The 17,356-nt window shown below is 49.4% G+C and carries 14 protein-coding genes and 3 pseudogenes; 13 read left to right on the top strand and 4 right to left on the bottom strand.

The window, feature by feature from the left end; translation table 11 throughout:
* Positions 1 to 54: 54 nt before the first annotated feature.
* Positions 55 to 1,095 carry a dTDP-glucose 4,6-dehydratase gene (gene rfbB, locus HT085_RS09980; protein ID WP_003690258.1) on the bottom strand — a complete coding sequence of 347 codons (1,041 nt, stop codon included), beginning with the start codon at positions 1,093 to 1,095 and terminating at the stop codon, positions 55 to 57.
* Entirely contained in the window at positions 1,096 to 2,112 is a 1,017-nt protein-coding gene (gene galE, locus HT085_RS09985) for a UDP-glucose 4-epimerase GalE (RefSeq protein ID WP_003690260.1), read from the bottom strand.
* Between the two features lie 114 nt (positions 2,113 to 2,226).
* On the opposite strand from galE, the gene HT085_RS09990 reads away from it, so the two are divergent.
* From HT085_RS09990 to HT085_RS10040, 10 genes and pseudogenes are all read left to right on the top strand, one after another.
* Positions 2,227 to 4,500 (top strand): Tex family protein, encoded by a 2,274-nt coding sequence (locus tag HT085_RS09990; protein WP_003690262.1) that lies wholly within the window; start codon positions 2,227 to 2,229, stop codon positions 4,498 to 4,500.
* Between the two features lie 30 nt (positions 4,501 to 4,530).
* On the top strand, positions 4,531 to 5,532 hold the full coding sequence (locus tag HT085_RS09995; protein WP_003690264.1) for a DNA cytosine methyltransferase: 1,002 nt from the start codon (positions 4,531 to 4,533) through the stop codon (positions 5,530 to 5,532).
* Complete coding sequence (locus tag HT085_RS10000) at positions 5,525 to 6,532, top strand: DNA adenine methylase (RefSeq protein WP_003690162.1); 1,008 nt, start codon at positions 5,525 to 5,527, stop codon at positions 6,530 to 6,532. The genes HT085_RS09995 and HT085_RS10000 overlap by 8 nt, the downstream gene beginning before the upstream one ends.
* Positions 6,533 to 6,594: 62 nt before the next feature.
* Complete coding sequence (locus tag HT085_RS10005; RefSeq protein WP_003690267.1) at positions 6,595 to 7,719, top strand: HNH endonuclease signature motif containing protein; 1,125 nt, start codon at positions 6,595 to 6,597, stop codon at positions 7,717 to 7,719.
* 6 nt (positions 7,720 to 7,725) lie between these two features.
* Positions 7,726 to 7,824: pseudogene (locus HT085_RS12300) on the top strand (hypothetical protein); the annotation flags it as partial.
* Positions 7,825 to 8,271: 447 nt separating this feature from the next.
* Positions 8,272 to 9,486, top strand: coding sequence for a sodium/glutamate symporter (gene gltS, locus HT085_RS10020; RefSeq protein WP_003690157.1), 1,215 nt, complete (start codon positions 8,272 to 8,274; stop codon positions 9,484 to 9,486).
* 98 nt (positions 9,487 to 9,584) lie between these two features.
* The gene (locus tag HT085_RS10025) at positions 9,585 to 10,601 is read left to right on the top strand and encodes a lysozyme inhibitor LprI family protein (RefSeq protein ID WP_003690269.1); all 1,017 of its coding nucleotides are present in this window, start codon (positions 9,585 to 9,587) and stop codon (positions 10,599 to 10,601) included.
* A gap of 9 nt (positions 10,602 to 10,610) precedes the next feature.
* Positions 10,611 to 10,808 (top strand): hypothetical protein, encoded by a 198-nt coding sequence (locus tag HT085_RS10030; RefSeq protein ID WP_003690155.1) that lies wholly within the window; start codon positions 10,611 to 10,613, stop codon positions 10,806 to 10,808.
* A 17-nt stretch (positions 10,809 to 10,825) separates the two neighbouring features.
* Positions 10,826 to 10,975 (top strand): hypothetical protein, encoded by a 150-nt coding sequence (locus HT085_RS10035; RefSeq protein WP_010951364.1) that lies wholly within the window; start codon positions 10,826 to 10,828, stop codon positions 10,973 to 10,975.
* Positions 10,976 to 11,157: 182 nt separating this feature from the next.
* A complete protein-coding gene (locus HT085_RS10040; protein ID WP_003690270.1) occupies positions 11,158 to 11,580 on the top strand; it encodes a hypothetical protein in 423 nt (140 codons plus the stop codon).
* Between the two features lie 82 nt (positions 11,581 to 11,662).
* On the opposite strand, the pseudogene HT085_RS10045 reads toward HT085_RS10040, so the two are convergent.
* Positions 11,663 to 13,090 (bottom strand): annotated as a pseudogene (locus HT085_RS10045) (OmpP1/FadL family transporter).
* 158 nt (positions 13,091 to 13,248) lie between these two features.
* The gene (gene pyk / locus HT085_RS10050; protein WP_003690149.1) at positions 13,249 to 14,721 is read right to left on the bottom strand and encodes a pyruvate kinase; all 1,473 of its coding nucleotides are present in this window, start codon (positions 14,719 to 14,721) and stop codon (positions 13,249 to 13,251) included.
* A 259-nt stretch (positions 14,722 to 14,980) separates the two neighbouring features.
* Here pyk and HT085_RS10055 point away from each other — a divergent pair.
* The 3 genes and pseudogenes from HT085_RS10055 to HT085_RS10065 form a co-directional block, all read left to right on the top strand.
* A pseudogene (locus HT085_RS10055) lies at positions 14,981 to 15,307 on the top strand (IS1595 family transposase); the annotation flags it as partial.
* Between the two features lie 955 nt (positions 15,308 to 16,262).
* Positions 16,263 to 16,499 carry a hypothetical protein gene (locus HT085_RS10060; RefSeq protein ID WP_003690275.1) on the top strand — a complete coding sequence of 79 codons (237 nt, stop codon included), beginning with the start codon at positions 16,263 to 16,265 and terminating at the stop codon, positions 16,497 to 16,499.
* A gap of 220 nt (positions 16,500 to 16,719) precedes the next feature.
* Positions 16,720 to 17,001 carry a Blp family class II bacteriocin gene (locus HT085_RS10065; RefSeq protein ID WP_080281794.1) on the top strand — a complete coding sequence of 94 codons (282 nt, stop codon included), beginning with the start codon at positions 16,720 to 16,722 and terminating at the stop codon, positions 16,999 to 17,001.
* The last annotated feature ends 355 nt before the right edge of the window (positions 17,002 to 17,356 follow it).

Genomic DNA, 17,356 nt, shown 5'->3' on the forward strand with positions numbered 1-17,356 from the left:
GCCGTCTGAAAACTATTTGCCCGTACCTAAGCGTTCCGAACGGCAGTTGCCGTTTTATGCGTTTTGCCGCCGGGTTTTGTTGTCCAAATACCATTGCACGGTTTTGCGGAGGCCGGATTCAAAAGTTTCCAAAGGCAGCCAGCCCAAATCCCGCCTGATTTTCGCCGCATCGACGGCGTAGCGGGCATCATGGCCGGGGCGGTCTTGTACGAAAGTAATTAAATCTTCATACCGTGCCACGCCGGCCGGTTTTTCGGGGGCGAGTTCTTCCAAGAGGGCGCAGATGGTTTTGATCACTTCGAGATTGGTTTTTTCATTGTGTCCGCCGATATTGTAGGTTTCGCCGACAACACCTTCGGTAACGACCTGATACAGCGCGCGCGCGTGGTCTTCGACAAACAGCCAGTCGCGGATTTGCGCCCCGTCGCCGTACACAGGCAGTGGTTTGCCGGAAAGTGCGTTCAGAATCATCAAAGGAATGAGTTTTTCGGGGAATTGTCGGGGGCCGTAATTATTGGAACAGTTGCTGACAATGGAGGGCAGCCTGTAAGTCCGCTGCCACGCGCGGACAAGGTGGTCGGCGGCGGCTTTGGAGGCGGAGTAGGGGCTGGACGGCGCGTATGGCGTGGTTTCTGTAAACAAATCGTCTGTGCCGTGCAAATCGCCATAGACTTCATCGGTAGAAATATGGTGGAAACGGAAGGCTTCGCGTTTTTCAGACGGCATTTGCTGCCAATAGGCGCGCGCAGCTTCCAGCAGGTCGAATGTGCCGACGATATTGGTTCGGATAAATTCGCCTGCCGAACCGATGGCGCGGTCGACGTGGCTTTCCGCCGCCAAGTGCATCACGGCATCGGGCCGGTATTGCGCGAACACGCGGTCGAGTTCGGCGCGGTCGCAAATATCCACTTGCTCAAAAGCGTAGCGGGGATTATCGGCAATGTCGGTCAGCGATTCGAGATTGCCCGCGTAGGTTAACTTGTCGAGGTTGACGACGGAATTTCGGGTGTTTTGGATAATATGGCGGACGACTGCCGAGCCGATAAAACCCGCGCCGCCGGTAACGAGGATGTTTTTTTTGCCTGCGGTTTGCATTTAATCCCCATATCTGCCGGGGTTGCGGCTGACCCAACGCCACGAATCTTGCATCATTTGCTGCAAGCCGCGTTTGGTTTCCCAGCCGGTTTGTTGTTTGGTATGGGACGGGTCGGCATAGGAACACGCCAAGTCGCCGGCGCGGCGGGGTTGGATTCGGTAAGGAATGTGCAAACCGGATGCGGCCTCAAAGGCGCGGATGATTTCCAAAACGGAATAGGCGCGTCCCGAACCCAAGTTGAACAAATGTACGCCGGCAACGCCGCCTTTCGCCTTCATTGCCGCGATATGCCCTTCTGCCAAATCCATCACATGGATGTAGTCGCGCATTCCCGTACCGTCGGGGGTCGGATAGTCGCCGCCGAATACCGACAGTTGCGGCAGCCTGCCCGAAGCCACTTGACAGATATAGGGCAAAAGATTGTTGGGAACGCCGTTGGGCTGTTCGCCGATAAGTCCGCTTTCGTGCGCGCCGATCGGGTTGAAATAGCGCAACAAAATCACGCTCCAACGCGGATCGGCTTTTTGGATGTCGGTTAACATCCGCTCCACCATCGCTTTGGACGCACCGTAAGGATTAGCGGTATCGCCCGGGCGCATATCTTCCGTATAGGGGACTTTTTCCGCATCGCCGTAAACGGTTGCCGACGAGCTGAATACGATTTTCAACACGCCCGCGCGCGCCATTTCTTCCGCCAGCACCAGGCTGCCGTAAACATTGTTGCCGTAATATTTTGTCGGCTCGGCAACGCTTTCCCCCACTGCCTTCAAACCGGCAAAATGGATGACGGATTCGATTTCATGTTCTGAAAAAATCTGCCTCAAAATCTGACAGTCGCGGATGTCGCCCTGATAAAACGGTATGTTTCTGCCGGTAATTTGCCGAAGGCGCGGGAGGACGGCGGCAGACGAGTTGCACAGATTATCCAAAATCACGGCATCGTAACCGGATTGGACGAGCGAGACGGCGGTGTGCGAACCGATAAAGCCGGTGCCGCCGGTAATCAGGACGGTCATAAACATTCCTTTCAGATTGTATCGGGCAAAGTATATCAGTATTATCTTCATCTTTTCCAAACGATTACCCACATTGCGCCGTCGGCTGTTCAGACGGCATCACGGAGGCAATTTATGAACATCACCCGAATCCTCTCCCAAGAACTCTCCGCCACTACCGTGCAAATCAATGCCGCTATCGAGCTTTTGGACGACGGCGCGACCGTCCCCTTTATCGCGCGTTACCGTAAAGAAGCCACGGGCGGGCTGGACGATACGCAGCTGCGCCAGCTTGCCGAGCGGCTGCAATACCTGCGCGAGTTGGAAGAGCGCAAGGCCGTTGTGTTAAAAAGCATTGAAGAGCAAGGCAAGCTTTCAGACGACCTCAGGGCGCAAATCGAAGCCGCCGACAACAAAACCGCGTTGGAAGACCTGTACCTGCCCTACAAACCCAAACGCCGCACCAAAGCGCAAATCGCTCGCGAACACGGTTTGCAGCCGCTGGCGGACGTGTTGCTTGCCGAACAGCCGCAGGACGTGGAAGCCGCCGCGCAAGGCTACCTGAACGAAAACATCCCCGACGCCAAAGCCGCGCTGGATGGCGCGCGCGCGATTCTGATGGAGCAGTTTGCCGAAGACGCGGAACTCATCGGCACGCTGCGCGACAAGCTGTGGAACGAAGCCGAAATCCACACGCAAGTCGTTGAAGGCAAAGAAACCGAAGGCGAAAAATTCAGCGATTATTTCGACCGCCGCGAACCCGTGCGCGCCATGCCCAGCCACCGCGCGCTGGCGGTTTTGCGCGGTCGCAACGAAGGCGTGTTGAACATCGCGCTCAAATACCAGCCCGACGACACGCCGATTACGCAGCAAAGCGAATACGAGCAAATCATCGCCCGCCGCTTCAAGGTTTCAGACGGCCACAAATGGCTGCGCGACACCGTGCGCCTGACTTGGCGCGCGAAAATCTTTTTGTCGCTGGAACTCGAAGCTCTCAATCGTTTGAAAGAAGCTGCCGACACTGACGCGATTACCGTGTTCGCCCGCAATCTCAAAGACTTGCTGCTCGCCGCGCCCGCCGGGCGGCTGACCACTTTGGGACTCGACCCCGGCTACCGCAACGGCGTGAAATGCGCCGTGGTGGACGACACGGGCAAACTGCTGGATACGGTCATTGTCTATTTGCATCAAGAAAACAATATGTTGGCAACGTTGTCGCGCCTGATTAAACAACACGGTGTGAAGCTCATCGCCATCGGCAACGGCACCGCCAGCCGCGAAACCGACAAAATCGCGGGCGAACTGGTGCGCGGAATGCCCGAAAGCAGCCTGCACAAAATCGTCGTTTCCGAAGCCGGCGCGTCGATTTATTCTGCGTCCGAACTGGCGGCGCGCGAGTTTCCCGACTTAGATGTTTCCCTGCGCGGCGCAGTGTCCATCGCCCGCAGGCTGCAAGACCCGCTTGCCGAGTTGGTCAAAATCGACCCCAAATCCATCGGCGTGGGGCAGTATCAGCACGACGTGAACCAAAGCCGGCTCGCCAAATCGCTGGACGCGGTGGTCGAAGACTGCGTGAACGCCGTCGGCGTGGACGCGAACACCGCCTCCGCCCCGCTCTTGGCGCGGATTTCCGGCTTGAATCAAACCCTTGCCCAAAACATCGTCGCCTACCGTGATGAAAACGGCGCGTTCGACAGCCGAAAAAAATTGCTAAAAGTACCGCGCTTGGGCGAAAAAACCTTCGAGCAAGCAGCAGGCTTTTTGCGGATTAACGGCGGCAAAGAGCCGCTGGACGCGAGCGCCGTCCACCCCGAAGCCTATCCCGTCGTCGCCAAAATGCTGGCGCAACAAGGCATTACCGCCGCCGAACTCATCGGCAACCGCGAGCGTGTGAAGCAAATCAAAGCATCCGACTTCACCGACGAACGCTTCGGTCTGCCGACTATTTTGGACATCCTGTCCGAGCTGGAAAAACCCGGCCGCGACCCGCGCGGTGCGTTTCAGACGGCATCGTTTGCCGAAGGCATCCACGAAATCAGCGACTTGCAAGTCGGCATGATACTCGAGGGCGTGGTCTCCAACGTCGCCAACTTCGGCGCGTTCGTGGACATCGGCGTCCATCAGGACGGCTTGGTGCACATCTCCGCCCTGTCTAATAAGTTCGTCCAAGACCCGCGCGACGTGGTGAAAGCCGGCGACGTGGTAAAAGTGAAAGTGCTGGAAGTCGATGCCGCACGCAAACGCATCGCGCTGACCATGCGCTTGGATGACGAACCGGGCGGCGCAAAACATAAAATGCCGTCTGAAAACCGCAGCCGCGAACGGACAGCCGGCCGCAAACCCCAACGCAACGACCGCGCCCCGACCAATTCGGCGATGGCGGATGCGTTTGCGAAGTTGAAGCGGTAAAATAATCGAAGAGTTTATGGATTTTGACTTATGCACACACCACTTACCTATATTGACCTTTTCTCAGGAGCAGGAGGCCTATCCTTGGGTTTTGAACAAGCCGGATTCCAACAATTGCTTTCTGTTGAAATGGAGTCTGATTATTGTCAGACTTACCGTACCAACTTCCCCCGTCATCAATTACTGCAAAAAGATTTAACCACACTAACCGAACAAGATTTAACCAATTGTCTTAACGGACAATCAGTTGATTTGGTTATTGGAGGACCACCTTGTCAAGGTTTTAGTATGGCAGGAAAGATTGGACGGACATTTACAGATGACCCACGCAACCATTTATTTAAAGAGTTTGTCCGAATAGTTAAAATTGTCCAACCATATTTTTTTGTTATGGAAAATGTAGCGCGACTCTATACACACAATTCAGGTAAAACACGTATTGAGATTATTCAAGCATTTCAGAATATCGGTTATTCGGTGGAATGTAAGATACTGAGTGCAGCCGATTTCGGTGTTCCTCAGATACGTAGCCGAGTGATATTTATCGGGAGGAGGGATAAAGGCAAAATTTCCTTTCCCGAACCTTTGCAGATTTCCCATCAGACTGTTGGATCAGCAATAGGACATTTTCCAAAACTGGCTGCTGGCGAAAGCAATCCACACGTTGCAAATCATGAAGCTATGAATCATTCGGCACAAATGTTAGAAAAAATGGCATTTGTTAAAAATGGAGGTAACCGTAACGATATTCCTGAACCATTACGTCCGAAAACAGGTGATATCCGTAAATACATCCGTTACAACAGCAACAAACCAGCCGTTTGTATTACAGGAGATATGCGCAAAGTTTTTCACTATGAACAGAATCGGGCTTTAACCGTTCGTGAATTAGCTGCCTTACAATCTTTCCCTGATAATTTTATTTTTTGCGGCAGCAAAATTGCCCAGCAGCAGCAGGTTGGTAACGCCGTGCCGCCTTTATTGGCAAAAGCTATTGCTGAAAGTATTTTAAAAATGAGTGAAAATGAATAAGAAATATCCGAAAATTAACTATATCGGTAATAAAGAGAAAATAGCTTCCTGGATTTGTGACCAGCTTCCGTCTGATGTAGATACAGTTGCAGATGTATTTAGTGGAGGCTGTTCCTTTGCCTACGAAGCCAAAAAACGCGGCTATCGTGTGATTACTAACGATATTTTGGCAATTAATTACCAAATTGCTTTAGCATTAATAGAAAACAACCATGAAACATTAAATGACGATGATGTCGCAATGATTTTTTCAGGCAGCCCGCATGCCGGTTTTATGAGTCAGCGTTATTCCGAAAAATTCTATTTTCACGATGAATGCCAACAACTTGATTTGTACCGTAAAAATATAGGGAAGCTGAATAACCAGTATAAACGTGCTTTGGCGTTTACTTTAATGCGTCGCGCCATGATACGTAAAATGCCCTATTCACGATTCACAATTCCTTGGGAAAAAGTTAAACAACTGCGTGATGAAGAATACAGTTATGCTAAATATGGCCGTCGACGCGCCTACCACAATGAAAGTTTTCAAAGTCATTTTCTGCAAAATTTGGATGACTATAACCAAGCTGTTTTCAATAATGGCTGGCGGCATCACGCCTTTAATCAAGATATATTTGATTTATTACCTAATATACAAGCTGATGCCGTCTATTTAGACCCACCTTACACAGGCACGATGAACAATTATTTTGGCTTTTACGGATTATTGGACAGTTACATTACATCATCCATACCCAAACCATTTGCCAATCATTTCATGGATAAAAAGCAGGCTGTCGAATTATTTAAAAGGGTAATCAATCATTTGAAACCATTTAAATATTGGCTGTTAAGCTACAACAATGCTTCATATCCAAACCGAGATGAATTAGAAGAAATGTTAGGTAAAAATGGGCGAAATGTACAAATCTTGGAAACGCCTCACGTTTATAAGGTTACAGGAAAAGAAAAGAAGCAAAGCCATAAGGAAATTCTGTTTTTAGTAGAAAATACATGAATGATAGATATTACTTAAATACAAAAACAGAATATTGGTATCGAATATTCTTGGAGACAGAGATGAGTAATAATCAGCCAAACAGCCAAATTTATGAAGATTATTGGGCGTTTACCAATGCCTTTACAAATTATAACGATCAAAAATTTTGTACTGCACTCAATATTTGTCTTGACTTTATTGATGCGAATCAAGACCAGCCATACAGCAACGAACTATATGAAGCATTGCAGCAAAACATTGCCCAAGATTCCGTTATGGCTTCGCAGAGAACAAGCAAGGCCATGAATTTGGCCTCGGTTCGTAAAGCTATTAATCAATTTGTAAAAATGGGATTTATAGAACCGTTTTTATCAAGCTATACACCTTTATCACGAGATTATGTACAAGCTCGTACTAACCGAAAACGACAAACCCTACTTTCCAAAATCGTATATACGCACTCTGGCTTTCAGCGTTCAGTAACTGAAAACTCTAATATTCGACAAATAAATTTCCTGATTAAAACGCTGGTCGAGCATCCACAAGGCAAGCTAAATAAAAAAGAAATTGCCGCCATGATGTTAGTAGACTTAAAAACCTTTCAACAAGATTATCTAACCGAAACAGAATTGAATGATTATTTTCAACAGGGAATAGAATCAGGATTTATTGAACGAAAATACAATCAAATAAGTTATTTATGGAACCTATTAGACAAATTAGACGACTTAAAACGAGTAGGTGATGACTTATATTTTGCTGAGGATGCCCAACGTATTTTTGGTAATTTGGATGAAATTACTGTAAGGAAACGCGACCCTTATTTACATCGCCTATACAAAAACCAACTTCAAGAAGAAAGTGAAGAACATTACGGTAATGTGAAATGTATGCTGGAAAAACTTGCCTATCCTGTATTGATTGCCAGTCATATTAAGCCTTTCATCCTGTCGGATGATACCGAAGCATACGACCCAAATAACGGCTTGCTATTAAGTCGTACCTTGGATAGCCTATTTGATTTGAAATATATTTCGTTTGATGATGAAGGAAATATGGTGAAATCTAAGCGGTTATCAGATGATGTTTGGCGACGTTGGTGTGATGTGAAGCTAGATAACAATCTGCTCAACGACAAACGTAAATCTTACTTGGCATATCATCGAGAACTTATGCTACAAGAAGACCAAGAATTTCATATTTAGGCAGTTAACCGCGAGCGCGTGAAGCAAATCAAAGCGTCCGACTTCACCGACGAACACTTCGGACTGCCGACCATTCTGGACATTCTGTCCGAGCTGGAAAAACCGCAGCCGCGAACGGACAGCCGGCCGCAAACCACAACGCAACGAGCGTGTCCCAACCAATTCGGCGATGGCGGATGCGTTTGCGAAGTTGAAGCGGTAAGTCCGACAGCAGGGATGTACAGCGACAGATGCAGCGGCGGGTTTTGCCCCCGCTTTTTCTGTTATTTCAAATATGTGTATTCCCATGATGCCGTCTGAACGGAGTTTCGGACGGCATTTTGTTTGTAAAAAATAGTTGTATAGTGGATTAAATTTAAATCAGGACAAGGCGACGAAGCCACAGACAGTACAGATAGTACGGCAAGGCGAGTCAACGATGTACTGGTTTAAATTTAATCCACTATAAAAAACGGCGATTCTTTGACAAGCCTTAACTATTCCCCTAATATCTTCGCGCTTGCGTCCCCTTCGGGCGGATATAAAGAAAAACATTTTAGGAGGTCAAACGATATGGAATGGGCGTTTAACAGTTATTACACCTTGATTGCCGCCACTTTGGTTTTGTTGGTCGGCAAGGTTTTGGTTAAGAAAATCAAAATCTTGCGTGATTTTAACATCCCCGAACCCGTGGCGGGCGGGCTGATTGCCGCGATTATCCTGTTTGCGCTGCACGAGGCGTACGGCGTGAGCTTCAAATTTGAGAAACCGCTGCAAAATGCGTTTATGCTGATTTTCTTCACGTCCATCGGCTTGAGCGCGGATTTTTCCCGTTTGAAGGCGGGCGGTTTGCCGCTGGTGGTTTTTACCGCGATTGTGGGCGGATTTATCTTGGTGCAAAACTTTGTCGGGGTCGGACTGGCTACGGCTTTGGGTTTGGACCCGCTCATCGGTCTGATTACCGGTTCGGTGTCGCTGACGGGCGGACACGGCACGTCAGGTGCGTGGGGACCTAATTTTGAAACGCAATACGGCTTGGTCGGCGCAACCGGTTTGGGTATTGCTTCGGCTACTTTCGGGCTGGTGTTCGGCGGCCTGATCGGCGGGCCGGTTGCGCGCCGCCTGATCAACAAAATGGGCCGCAAACCGGTTGAAAACACAAAACAGGATCAGGACGACAACGCGGACGACGTGTTCGAGCAGGCAAAACGCACCCGCCTGATTACGGCGGAATCTGCCGTTGAAACGCTTGCCATGTTTGCCGCGTGTCTGGCGTTTGCCGAGATTATGGACGGCTTCGACAAAGAATACCTGTTCGACCTGCCCAAATTCGTGTGGTGTCTGTTTGGCGGCGTGGTTATCCGCAACATCCTTACCGCCGCATTCAAGGTCAATATGTTCGACCGTGCCATCGATGTGTTCGGCAATGCTTCGCTTTCGCTTTTCTTGGCAATGGCGTTGCTGAATTTGAAACTGTGGGAGCTGACCGGTTTGGCGGGGTCTGTAACCGTGATTCTTGCAGTACAAACCGCAGTGATGGTTTTGTACGCGACTTTTGTTACCTATGTCTTTATGGGGCGCGACTATGATGCCGCAGTATTGGCTGCCGGCCACTGCGGTTTCGGTTTGGGCGCAACGCCGACGGCGGTGGCAAATATGCAGTCCGTCACGCATACTTTCGGCGCGTCGCATAAGGCGTTTTTGATTGTGCCTATGGTCGGCGCGTTCTTTGTCGATTTGATTAATGCCGCGATTCTCACCGGTTTTGTGAATTTCTTTAAAGGCTGATTTTCCGCCTTTCCGACAAAGCGCCTGCAAGGTTTACCGCCTGCAGGTGCTTTTGCTATGATAGCCGCCATCGGTCTGCACCGTTTGGAAGGAACATCATGTATCGGAAACTCATTGCGCTGCCGTTTGCCCTGCTGCTTGCAGCGTGCGGCAGGGAAGAACCGCCCAAGGCGTTGGAATGCGCCAACCCCGCCGTGTTGCAGGACATACGCGGCAGTATTCAGGAAACGCTCACGCAGGAAGCGCGTTCTTTCGCGCGCGAAGACGGCAGGCAGTTTGTCGATGCCGACAAAATTATCGCCGCCGCCTACGGTTTGGCGTTTTCTTTGGAACACGCTTCGGAAACGCAGGAAGGCGGGCGCACGTTCTGTATCGCCGATTTGAACATTACCGTGCCGTCTGAAACGCTTGCCGATGCCGAGGCAAACAGCCCCCTGCTGTATGGGGAAACGTCTTTGGCAGACATCGTGCAGCAGAAGACGGGCGGCAATGTCGAGTTTAAAGACGGCGTATTGACGGCAGCCGTCCGCTTCCTGCCCGCCAAAGACGCTCGGACGGCATTTATCGACAACACGGTCGGTATGGCGACGCAAACGCTGTCTGCCGCGTTGCTGCCTTACGGCGTGAAGAGCATCGTGATGATAGACGGCAAGGCGGTGACAAAAGAAGACGCGGTCAGGGTTTTGAGCGGCAAAGCCCGTGAAGAAGAACCGTCCAAACCCACCCCCGAAGACATTTTGGAACACAATGCCGCCGGCGGCGATGCGGGCGTACCCCAAGCCGCAGAAGGCGCGCCCGAACCCGAAATCCTGCATCCCGACGACGTCGAGCGTGCCGATACCGTTACCGTATCACGGGGCGAAGTGGAAGAGGCGCGCGTACAAAACCAACGTGCGGAATCCGAAATTACCAAACTTTGGGGAGGACTCGATACCGACGTGCAAAAAGAGTTGGTCGGCGAACAGCGCAAGTGGGCGCAGGAAAAAATCAGCAACTGCCGACAAGCCGCCGCGCAGGCAGACCGGCAGGAATACGCCGAATACCTCAAGCTCCAATGCGACACGCGGATGACGCGCGAACGGATACAGTATCTTCGCGGCTATTCCATCGATTAGGGCAAACCGATGAATACCGTCCCCAAAAGCAGGATTCCCGTCAAACCGCTGCCCGAAAAAACCACAGCCGAAGCCAAAGTCGAAAAATGGCGGCAGCTCGGTGCGGACCACGGTTTGTCGGGCGAATGGGCAGTTGCCGCCAGATTGGGCGAAAACGGTTTTACCGAAGAACAGATGGAAAATATCGCCAACCTGTTCGGCAGATAAAGGGAAAATTGACGGAAATGCCGTCTGAAACCCTGTTGTCGGTTTCAGACGGCATTTTGACCAATACGGTACGCAGGCGCAAAACAGCCGGCTTTTCCTGTGTTTCCTATGCTGATGTTTCAACACACAGGACGGCACATAAAGCGTCGCCCTATGTGCCATCCTGATTCGGAAGGGGTTACGCCCCTCCCAAATATAGTGGATTAACAAAAACCGGTACGGCGTTGCCTCGCCTTGCCTTGCCGTACTATTTGTACTGTCTGCGGCTTTGTCGCCTTGTCCTGATTTTTGTTAATCCGCTATATTGTCCATTCGGCAGGGAAAGCCTGAAGAAGAATTTTCCCGCAAGATGGCCGGCTGCCTGACCGACTTGGAAAACTGTCTGGAAAAATACCTCGAACAGTTCGGGCCGGTATCGGAAAGTATCGAAGCCTGTACCGCCAAACTGCAGGAGCAACCGTCGTTCTTCAACAGGCTGATGAAAGCCAACGACAAGCTCAACAGGCAGATTGACGTGTTGCAGAAACAGTCGGCAGCCATCCACAACGAAGCCTATATCGAAATGAACACGCTGCTTTACCGCCATCGCGAAGTAGTTTCCATCCACAACCGCAAAGCAGATTATGCGGAAAAGGGCAAAGAGCGGATTGCGCTGTTCCCGCGCGGTTTGAACGGCATCACCAAGCTGCCTGCCGCCGTCCTGTTGCCCGAGCGTCCCTACCATTTTGATATGAAGGAGGTTCTGTATATATTCTCCCGAATACCGAGATAGGCGTATCGGCTGCCGGATAAAAATGCCGTCTGAAACGGAAATCTGTTTCAGACGGCATTTTTATATTCAAACGGTGTAACGTTTATTTGAATTTGTAGGTGTATTGCAGGTCGATGATGTCGGCGTGGTTTTTGAAACGTGCGCAAGACGCACCTTTGCTGTCCACATCGTTGCCGCTTGCCTTCGCCGTGCGGTAGCTGGTGTCGTTGATGTGGATGTGGGTGTAGGCGGCATCGACGACGTGGTTTTTGCCGATATGGTATTTCATGCCGGCGGAGAACCAGATGCGGTTGCCGTCGGGCAGGCTGTTCATGCGGTAGTCGGCGTTGCGGACAGGCGGTTTGTCAAAAGCGATGCCGACGCGCAGTTGCAGCGGTTCGCTGATTTGATAAGAACCGCCCAAGCCGACTTTGTAGGTGTTGCGCCAGTTGGGGGTGATGGTGGTGCGGTCGGATTTTTTGCCATTAGCAATATTTTTTTCTTTTTCAAAAAACAGTTCCGCCTTATTGAAGCGGCTGTGGCGCGTCCAAGTTACGTCGCCGAACAGGTCGGCTTTGTCGGACACTTTGTACATGCCGTGTACGGACAAAGACTCAGGCGTTACGATTTTGACGCGGGCTTTTTCATTCGCCGTGTAACCGAGCGGTGTGAGCATATTGTCATTCCACTGTTGTTTCGCCGCCGCGCCGTCTGCCGCCCATTCGGCATCGCCTTTGAGCGTGTGTGAAACTTTGGAACGGTAGTTCACGCCCACGCGCGCGCGGTCGTTGATGTCCCACATCCACGCCAGTTGGTAGCCGACGCCCCAATCGCTGCCTTTGACATCGGCGTGTCCGTCGGCCTTGATTTGAGCAGCGGCAGTAGGATTAGAAGGTGTTGCTTGCAGCATTTGCGCTTTTTTTGGGATTCCTCAGTCGGCATATTTGCGCAGTTCGGCGGAATTATGTTGGGCGATGATGCCTGCGCCGAAGGAATGGCGTTCGTTGAGTTTCCACGCGGCGACAGGTTCGACGGCGATGCTGGTCAGACCGAGTTTGTTGATGTTGTGGCGCAACACGGAATCTTTTTCGTATTCGGTGGCAGAGCCGAAGGGGACGTACACGCCCAAGCCCACGGTCAGATTGTCGTTGACTTTGTATGCGCCGTAAATGTGGGGTGCGACCGTGGTTTTGGTGATTTTGCCGTTTTTAGAACCTTGGACGGGAAGCCCGGTAAAGTCGGTGGCGGAATCTGCTTCATAATGAATGCTGGGCAGCACGATGTTGGCGTTGACGGAAATCTGGCTGCTGTCGAGTTTGGTCAGGCCGGCGGGATTGTAGAAGATGGTCGACGCGTCGGCGGCATTTGCCGTGCTTTGCGCGTTGACCGACTGTGTGCCGAAGTGGTAGCCGGATGCGTGGACAGATGCGGCGGCAAAGGCAGTGCCGAGCAGCAGGACGGTTTTTTCAGTGTGAAAGGGGTCATTTCGGTTTCCGTAAAAAGGCGGACGGTGGACAAATAAAAAAGGCAGTCGGAAATGCCTTGTTTCGCTTTAGTATAGGCACTCGATTTTATCCGATGTTGCCGGATTTGCACAATTCTTTCGGTTTTACCTGACGGAATGCAAATAAAATGCCGTCTGAAGCCCGACAGTATCGGCTTTAGACGGCATTTTCCACTCAGGGCGGATTATTTGACGCGCAGCACTTCCAGCGTATTGGTCGAACCGGATTCGCGCATTTGCGAGCCGCTGGTGATGATGTACTGGTCGCCGGAATGCAGGATGTTGTGTTCCACCAGCATCGTTTCGACTTCGTTCAACGCCGTGTCGTGGTCGGTGCTGGTTGCCAAAATCAGCGGGCGCACGCCCCGGTACATCGCCATACGGCGTTGGGCGGAAACGCTCGGGGTCAGCGCGAAAATCGGCAGGGTAATATTGTGGCGGCTGATTTCAAAGGCGGTCGAACCGCTTTCGGTCAGGGCGACGATGGCTTTGGCGTGAACCGCGCGCGCCACGCTGACCGCGCCGCCGGCAATCGCTAAGTTGGTGCTGACGGCTTCGGGATACTCTGTCTGTTCGGCAACGCCGTTGAGCGAATCCTGTTCTTTTTCCGCAGCCGCGCAGATAATCGCCATTTGGCTGACGGTTTCAAACGGATACGCGCCGACGGCGGTTTCGGCGGAACACATCACCGCATCGGTGCCGTCCAATACCGCGTTTGCCACATCGCTGACTTCCGCGCGGGTCGGCACGGGGTTGGTAATCATCGATTCCATCATTTGCGTCGCCGTAATGCTGAAGCGGCGCAACTCGCGGGCGCGGCGGATCATCCGTTTTTGCAGGGCGGGGACGGCGGCGTGTCCGACTTCGACCGCCAAGTCGCCGCGCGCAACCATAATGCCGTCGCCGGCAAGGATGATTTCATCAAGGTTTTCAATCGCTTCTACGCGTTCGATTTTGGAAACCAAACCGGGGCGGACGGCAGTGCTGCCCTTCATTTCCTCTTCGACTTTGGCGCGCGCGATGTGCAGGTCTTCGGCGGATTTCACAAAGCTGATGGCGAGATAGTCGCAACCGATGGCAATCGCGGTTTTCAGGTCGCGGAAGTCTTTTTCGGTCAACGCGCCTGCGGACAAACCGCCGCCGCGTTTGTTGATGCCTTTGTTGCTTTTCAGGATGTGGCTGTTTTCCACCCTTGTGATAATCCTGCTGCCTTCGACGGATTCCACGGTCAGGGTCAGCAGGCCGTCGTCCAGCCACAAGACATCGCCTGCGGCAACGTCGTCGGGCAGGTCGCGGTAGTCCAAACCGACCGCCTCGCGCGTGCCTTCGCCTTCGAGCGCGGCATCGAGTACCAATGTTTCGCCTTTGTTCAATTCGATGCCGCCGCCGGCGATTTTGCCCACGCGGATTTTCGGGCCCTGCAGATCGGCAATGATGGCGATTTCCTGTCCGGCGCGTTTTGCCGCCTCGCGCACGATGCGGGCGTTTTCCTGATGGAATTCGGGCGTGCCGTGGCTGAAGTTGAAGCGGACGACGTTCAGGCCGCCGACGCGGATCATGTCTTCCAACAGTTCGACGTTGTTGCTGCCCGGCCCAAGGGTGGCGACGATTTTGGTGTTGTGGCTGATGCGGGTCAGATCGCGGCTTGTCTGGTTCATATGAAAGTCCTTTCGGTCTCAATCGGGTGTTTTGCGGTATTTTGTTGCAAAATTACAGAAATTTGGAACCGGTTTGATGTCCATTTGGTGAACGCGGCGGAATATTCTGTAAAAATATGATTTAAATTAATGGTTTGATATTTTACCTGCAAACCGCCTTTTTTGGTGCAAAATTACACGGTTTTATGATTTAGGCTAAATTTATTTTGGGGCTGTCCTAGATAACTAGGGAAATTCAAATTAAGTTAGAATTATCCCTATGAGAAAAAGTCGTCTAAGCCGGTATAAACAAAATAAACTCATTGAACTGTTTGTCGCAGGTGTAACTGCAAGAACGGCAGCAGAGTTAGTAGGCGTTAATAAAAATACCGCAGCCTATTATTTTCATCGTTTACGATTACTTATTTATCAAAACAGTCCGCATTTGGAAATGTTTGATGGCGAAGTAGAAGCAGATGAAAGTTATTTTGGCGGACAACGCAAAGGCAAACGCGGTCGCGGTGCTGCCGGTAAAGTCGCCGTATTCGGTCTTTTGAAGCGAAATGGTAAGGTTTATACGGTTACAGTACCGAATACTCAAACCGCTTAAAATTCCATGTTTGTGTACTGAAATGCTTCAAAACACCAAACCAAGTTTCGTTTTCTAAAATACGAAACCATTACTGCTGCCTAAATTTTTTTGGATTGCTAAATTATGGCAGTATGATTTTGGATTTTAAATTGAAAGGCAAGAAAAATGTCAAAAAATGATGTAGTTAAAGTAATTGGTATATTCCCCTTATTGTCCGAACAATAGAGCAGACTTCCCGGCAGGTCAAATTGTTTTAAAACACGGCGAACACAAAAAGGTTAATCACGGCTTTGGTGTGATTCACATTTTGGCAGAACACAAAGCAGATTTAACGCGGTTTGGATTAAGCCACGATGAAACAGGTGTAACCCTTTTATGTGGAAATGATTTTTCAATCAGGCGCAAAAATTTTTAGTGAATTTAGTGATGTAAGGGGCAATCATCGTCCTATGATTGTCTATTCTCGGATTGGGACAGTCGTTTTAGAACGCAAAGAAGTTGAGGGGGAAAGTGTGTATTCAGTTGTTACCGCGTTTGGGCGAACAAGCCCTCGTGGTACACAAATTGGTACAATGCCATAAAAAGACAAAAGCACCCAATAATTTCAGGTGCTTTGTGTAGTAGCCGCAGCCTCTCCTTAGCTTGATAGGGTCGGATACCAATCTGACGATTGAGCTACTGAAATTGGTTAGCGACAACCAACCTGCCCACATCATTCGCTGGTTTGTACGTCCTGAAAAAGCTCTTGCATTAAGTTAATCATAATGGGAAATTTAAATTTTTTCAATGCTTACTTAAACAAAAGCCCCACTCCGCCATTAGGAGTTTCTTTTTCAGTATACAAGTAAATATTTTTAAAATATTGATTTAATTTAAAATAAAATACTTGCAAAAAAAAGTATTAAATTAAACTTAAGAAAGATTGATTCTGATTTACATTTCCAACCATACTTCTTTACAGGAGAAAATCATGAAAGAGTTACACACCTCTGAATTAGTTGAAGTGTCAGGTGGCAAATTCCATATCTCTGCACAGGGTGGCGGCAACCTAGGTAAAAAAGATATGGTTGCTGTTGGTAAAATTGGTGTTTCCTATTCCCCTAACAATAGTGGAGTAGAGTTTTCTGTTAGCAAGCAATTTGGATATGTACAAGGTCTTGGTGTACAGTTTTCGAAACCTACTTTTGGTTTTAGTAAAAAATGGTAAGATTTTTTGTTTTATCCTTTCTGACATTAATAAATCTATGCTCATTAAGCGCATGCAATAGCCACTTTACAGGAAATATCAATCCATTAGGTACTCACAATAAAGTTGCTAATCCCAGTTGTGCCAATAGTGCCAATAGTCATATCAGACAACCCAGTAGTAAAAACTATGATCCAACTGAATATAGTGCTTGGTTACAGTATATGCATGATTGCAAATAATGAGTAACGATGAAAATTTACTTTTTTCTCAACCACACTTAACAAAGGTGAATATTATGCAAGTTTTGACTTTGGATGAAATTCAACAAGTTTCTGGTGCTGCTTGTAACTGGCGTGATTTCTCAAAAAATACCATTGGTAGTGCATTAGGTGGAGCAGCTGGTGGGGCAATTGTTGGTTCATTTGCAGGTGGTATTGGTGCTATTCCAGGTGCGAAATTCGGAGCTATTGGTGGTGCAATCACTGGTTCTGTACAATATGGAAGCACTTGTTGGTGGTAATATTCCTTAATAAAACTAGGGTATTTTGATATTTTCTATTCAAAATACCCTAGTTTTTCATAAGAACTTAAATACAAAAAGGAACAAATAATGAAAAAATATAGTGATTATTTTAAATATTTAATCTTTTTTTTGATTTTACTCCCAACAAATTATCTCGTATCTCATTATGTGGTACAAACCTCAATGAGTATGTTAAGCATTTTAAGTTCTTCTATAATAACAACTTGCCTTTTTTTTGTTTTTACAAATTTATCCCAATCAAAGAAACATAAATAAGTACACATGTCTAACAATCACTCATTTTTCAGACCAGAAGTCTTTGTAGCTCAACGGAACAAGTGGACAGGACCAG

Source organism: Neisseria gonorrhoeae, from assembly GCF_013030075.1.
GTDB lineage: Bacteria > Pseudomonadota > Gammaproteobacteria > Burkholderiales > Neisseriaceae > Neisseria > Neisseria gonorrhoeae.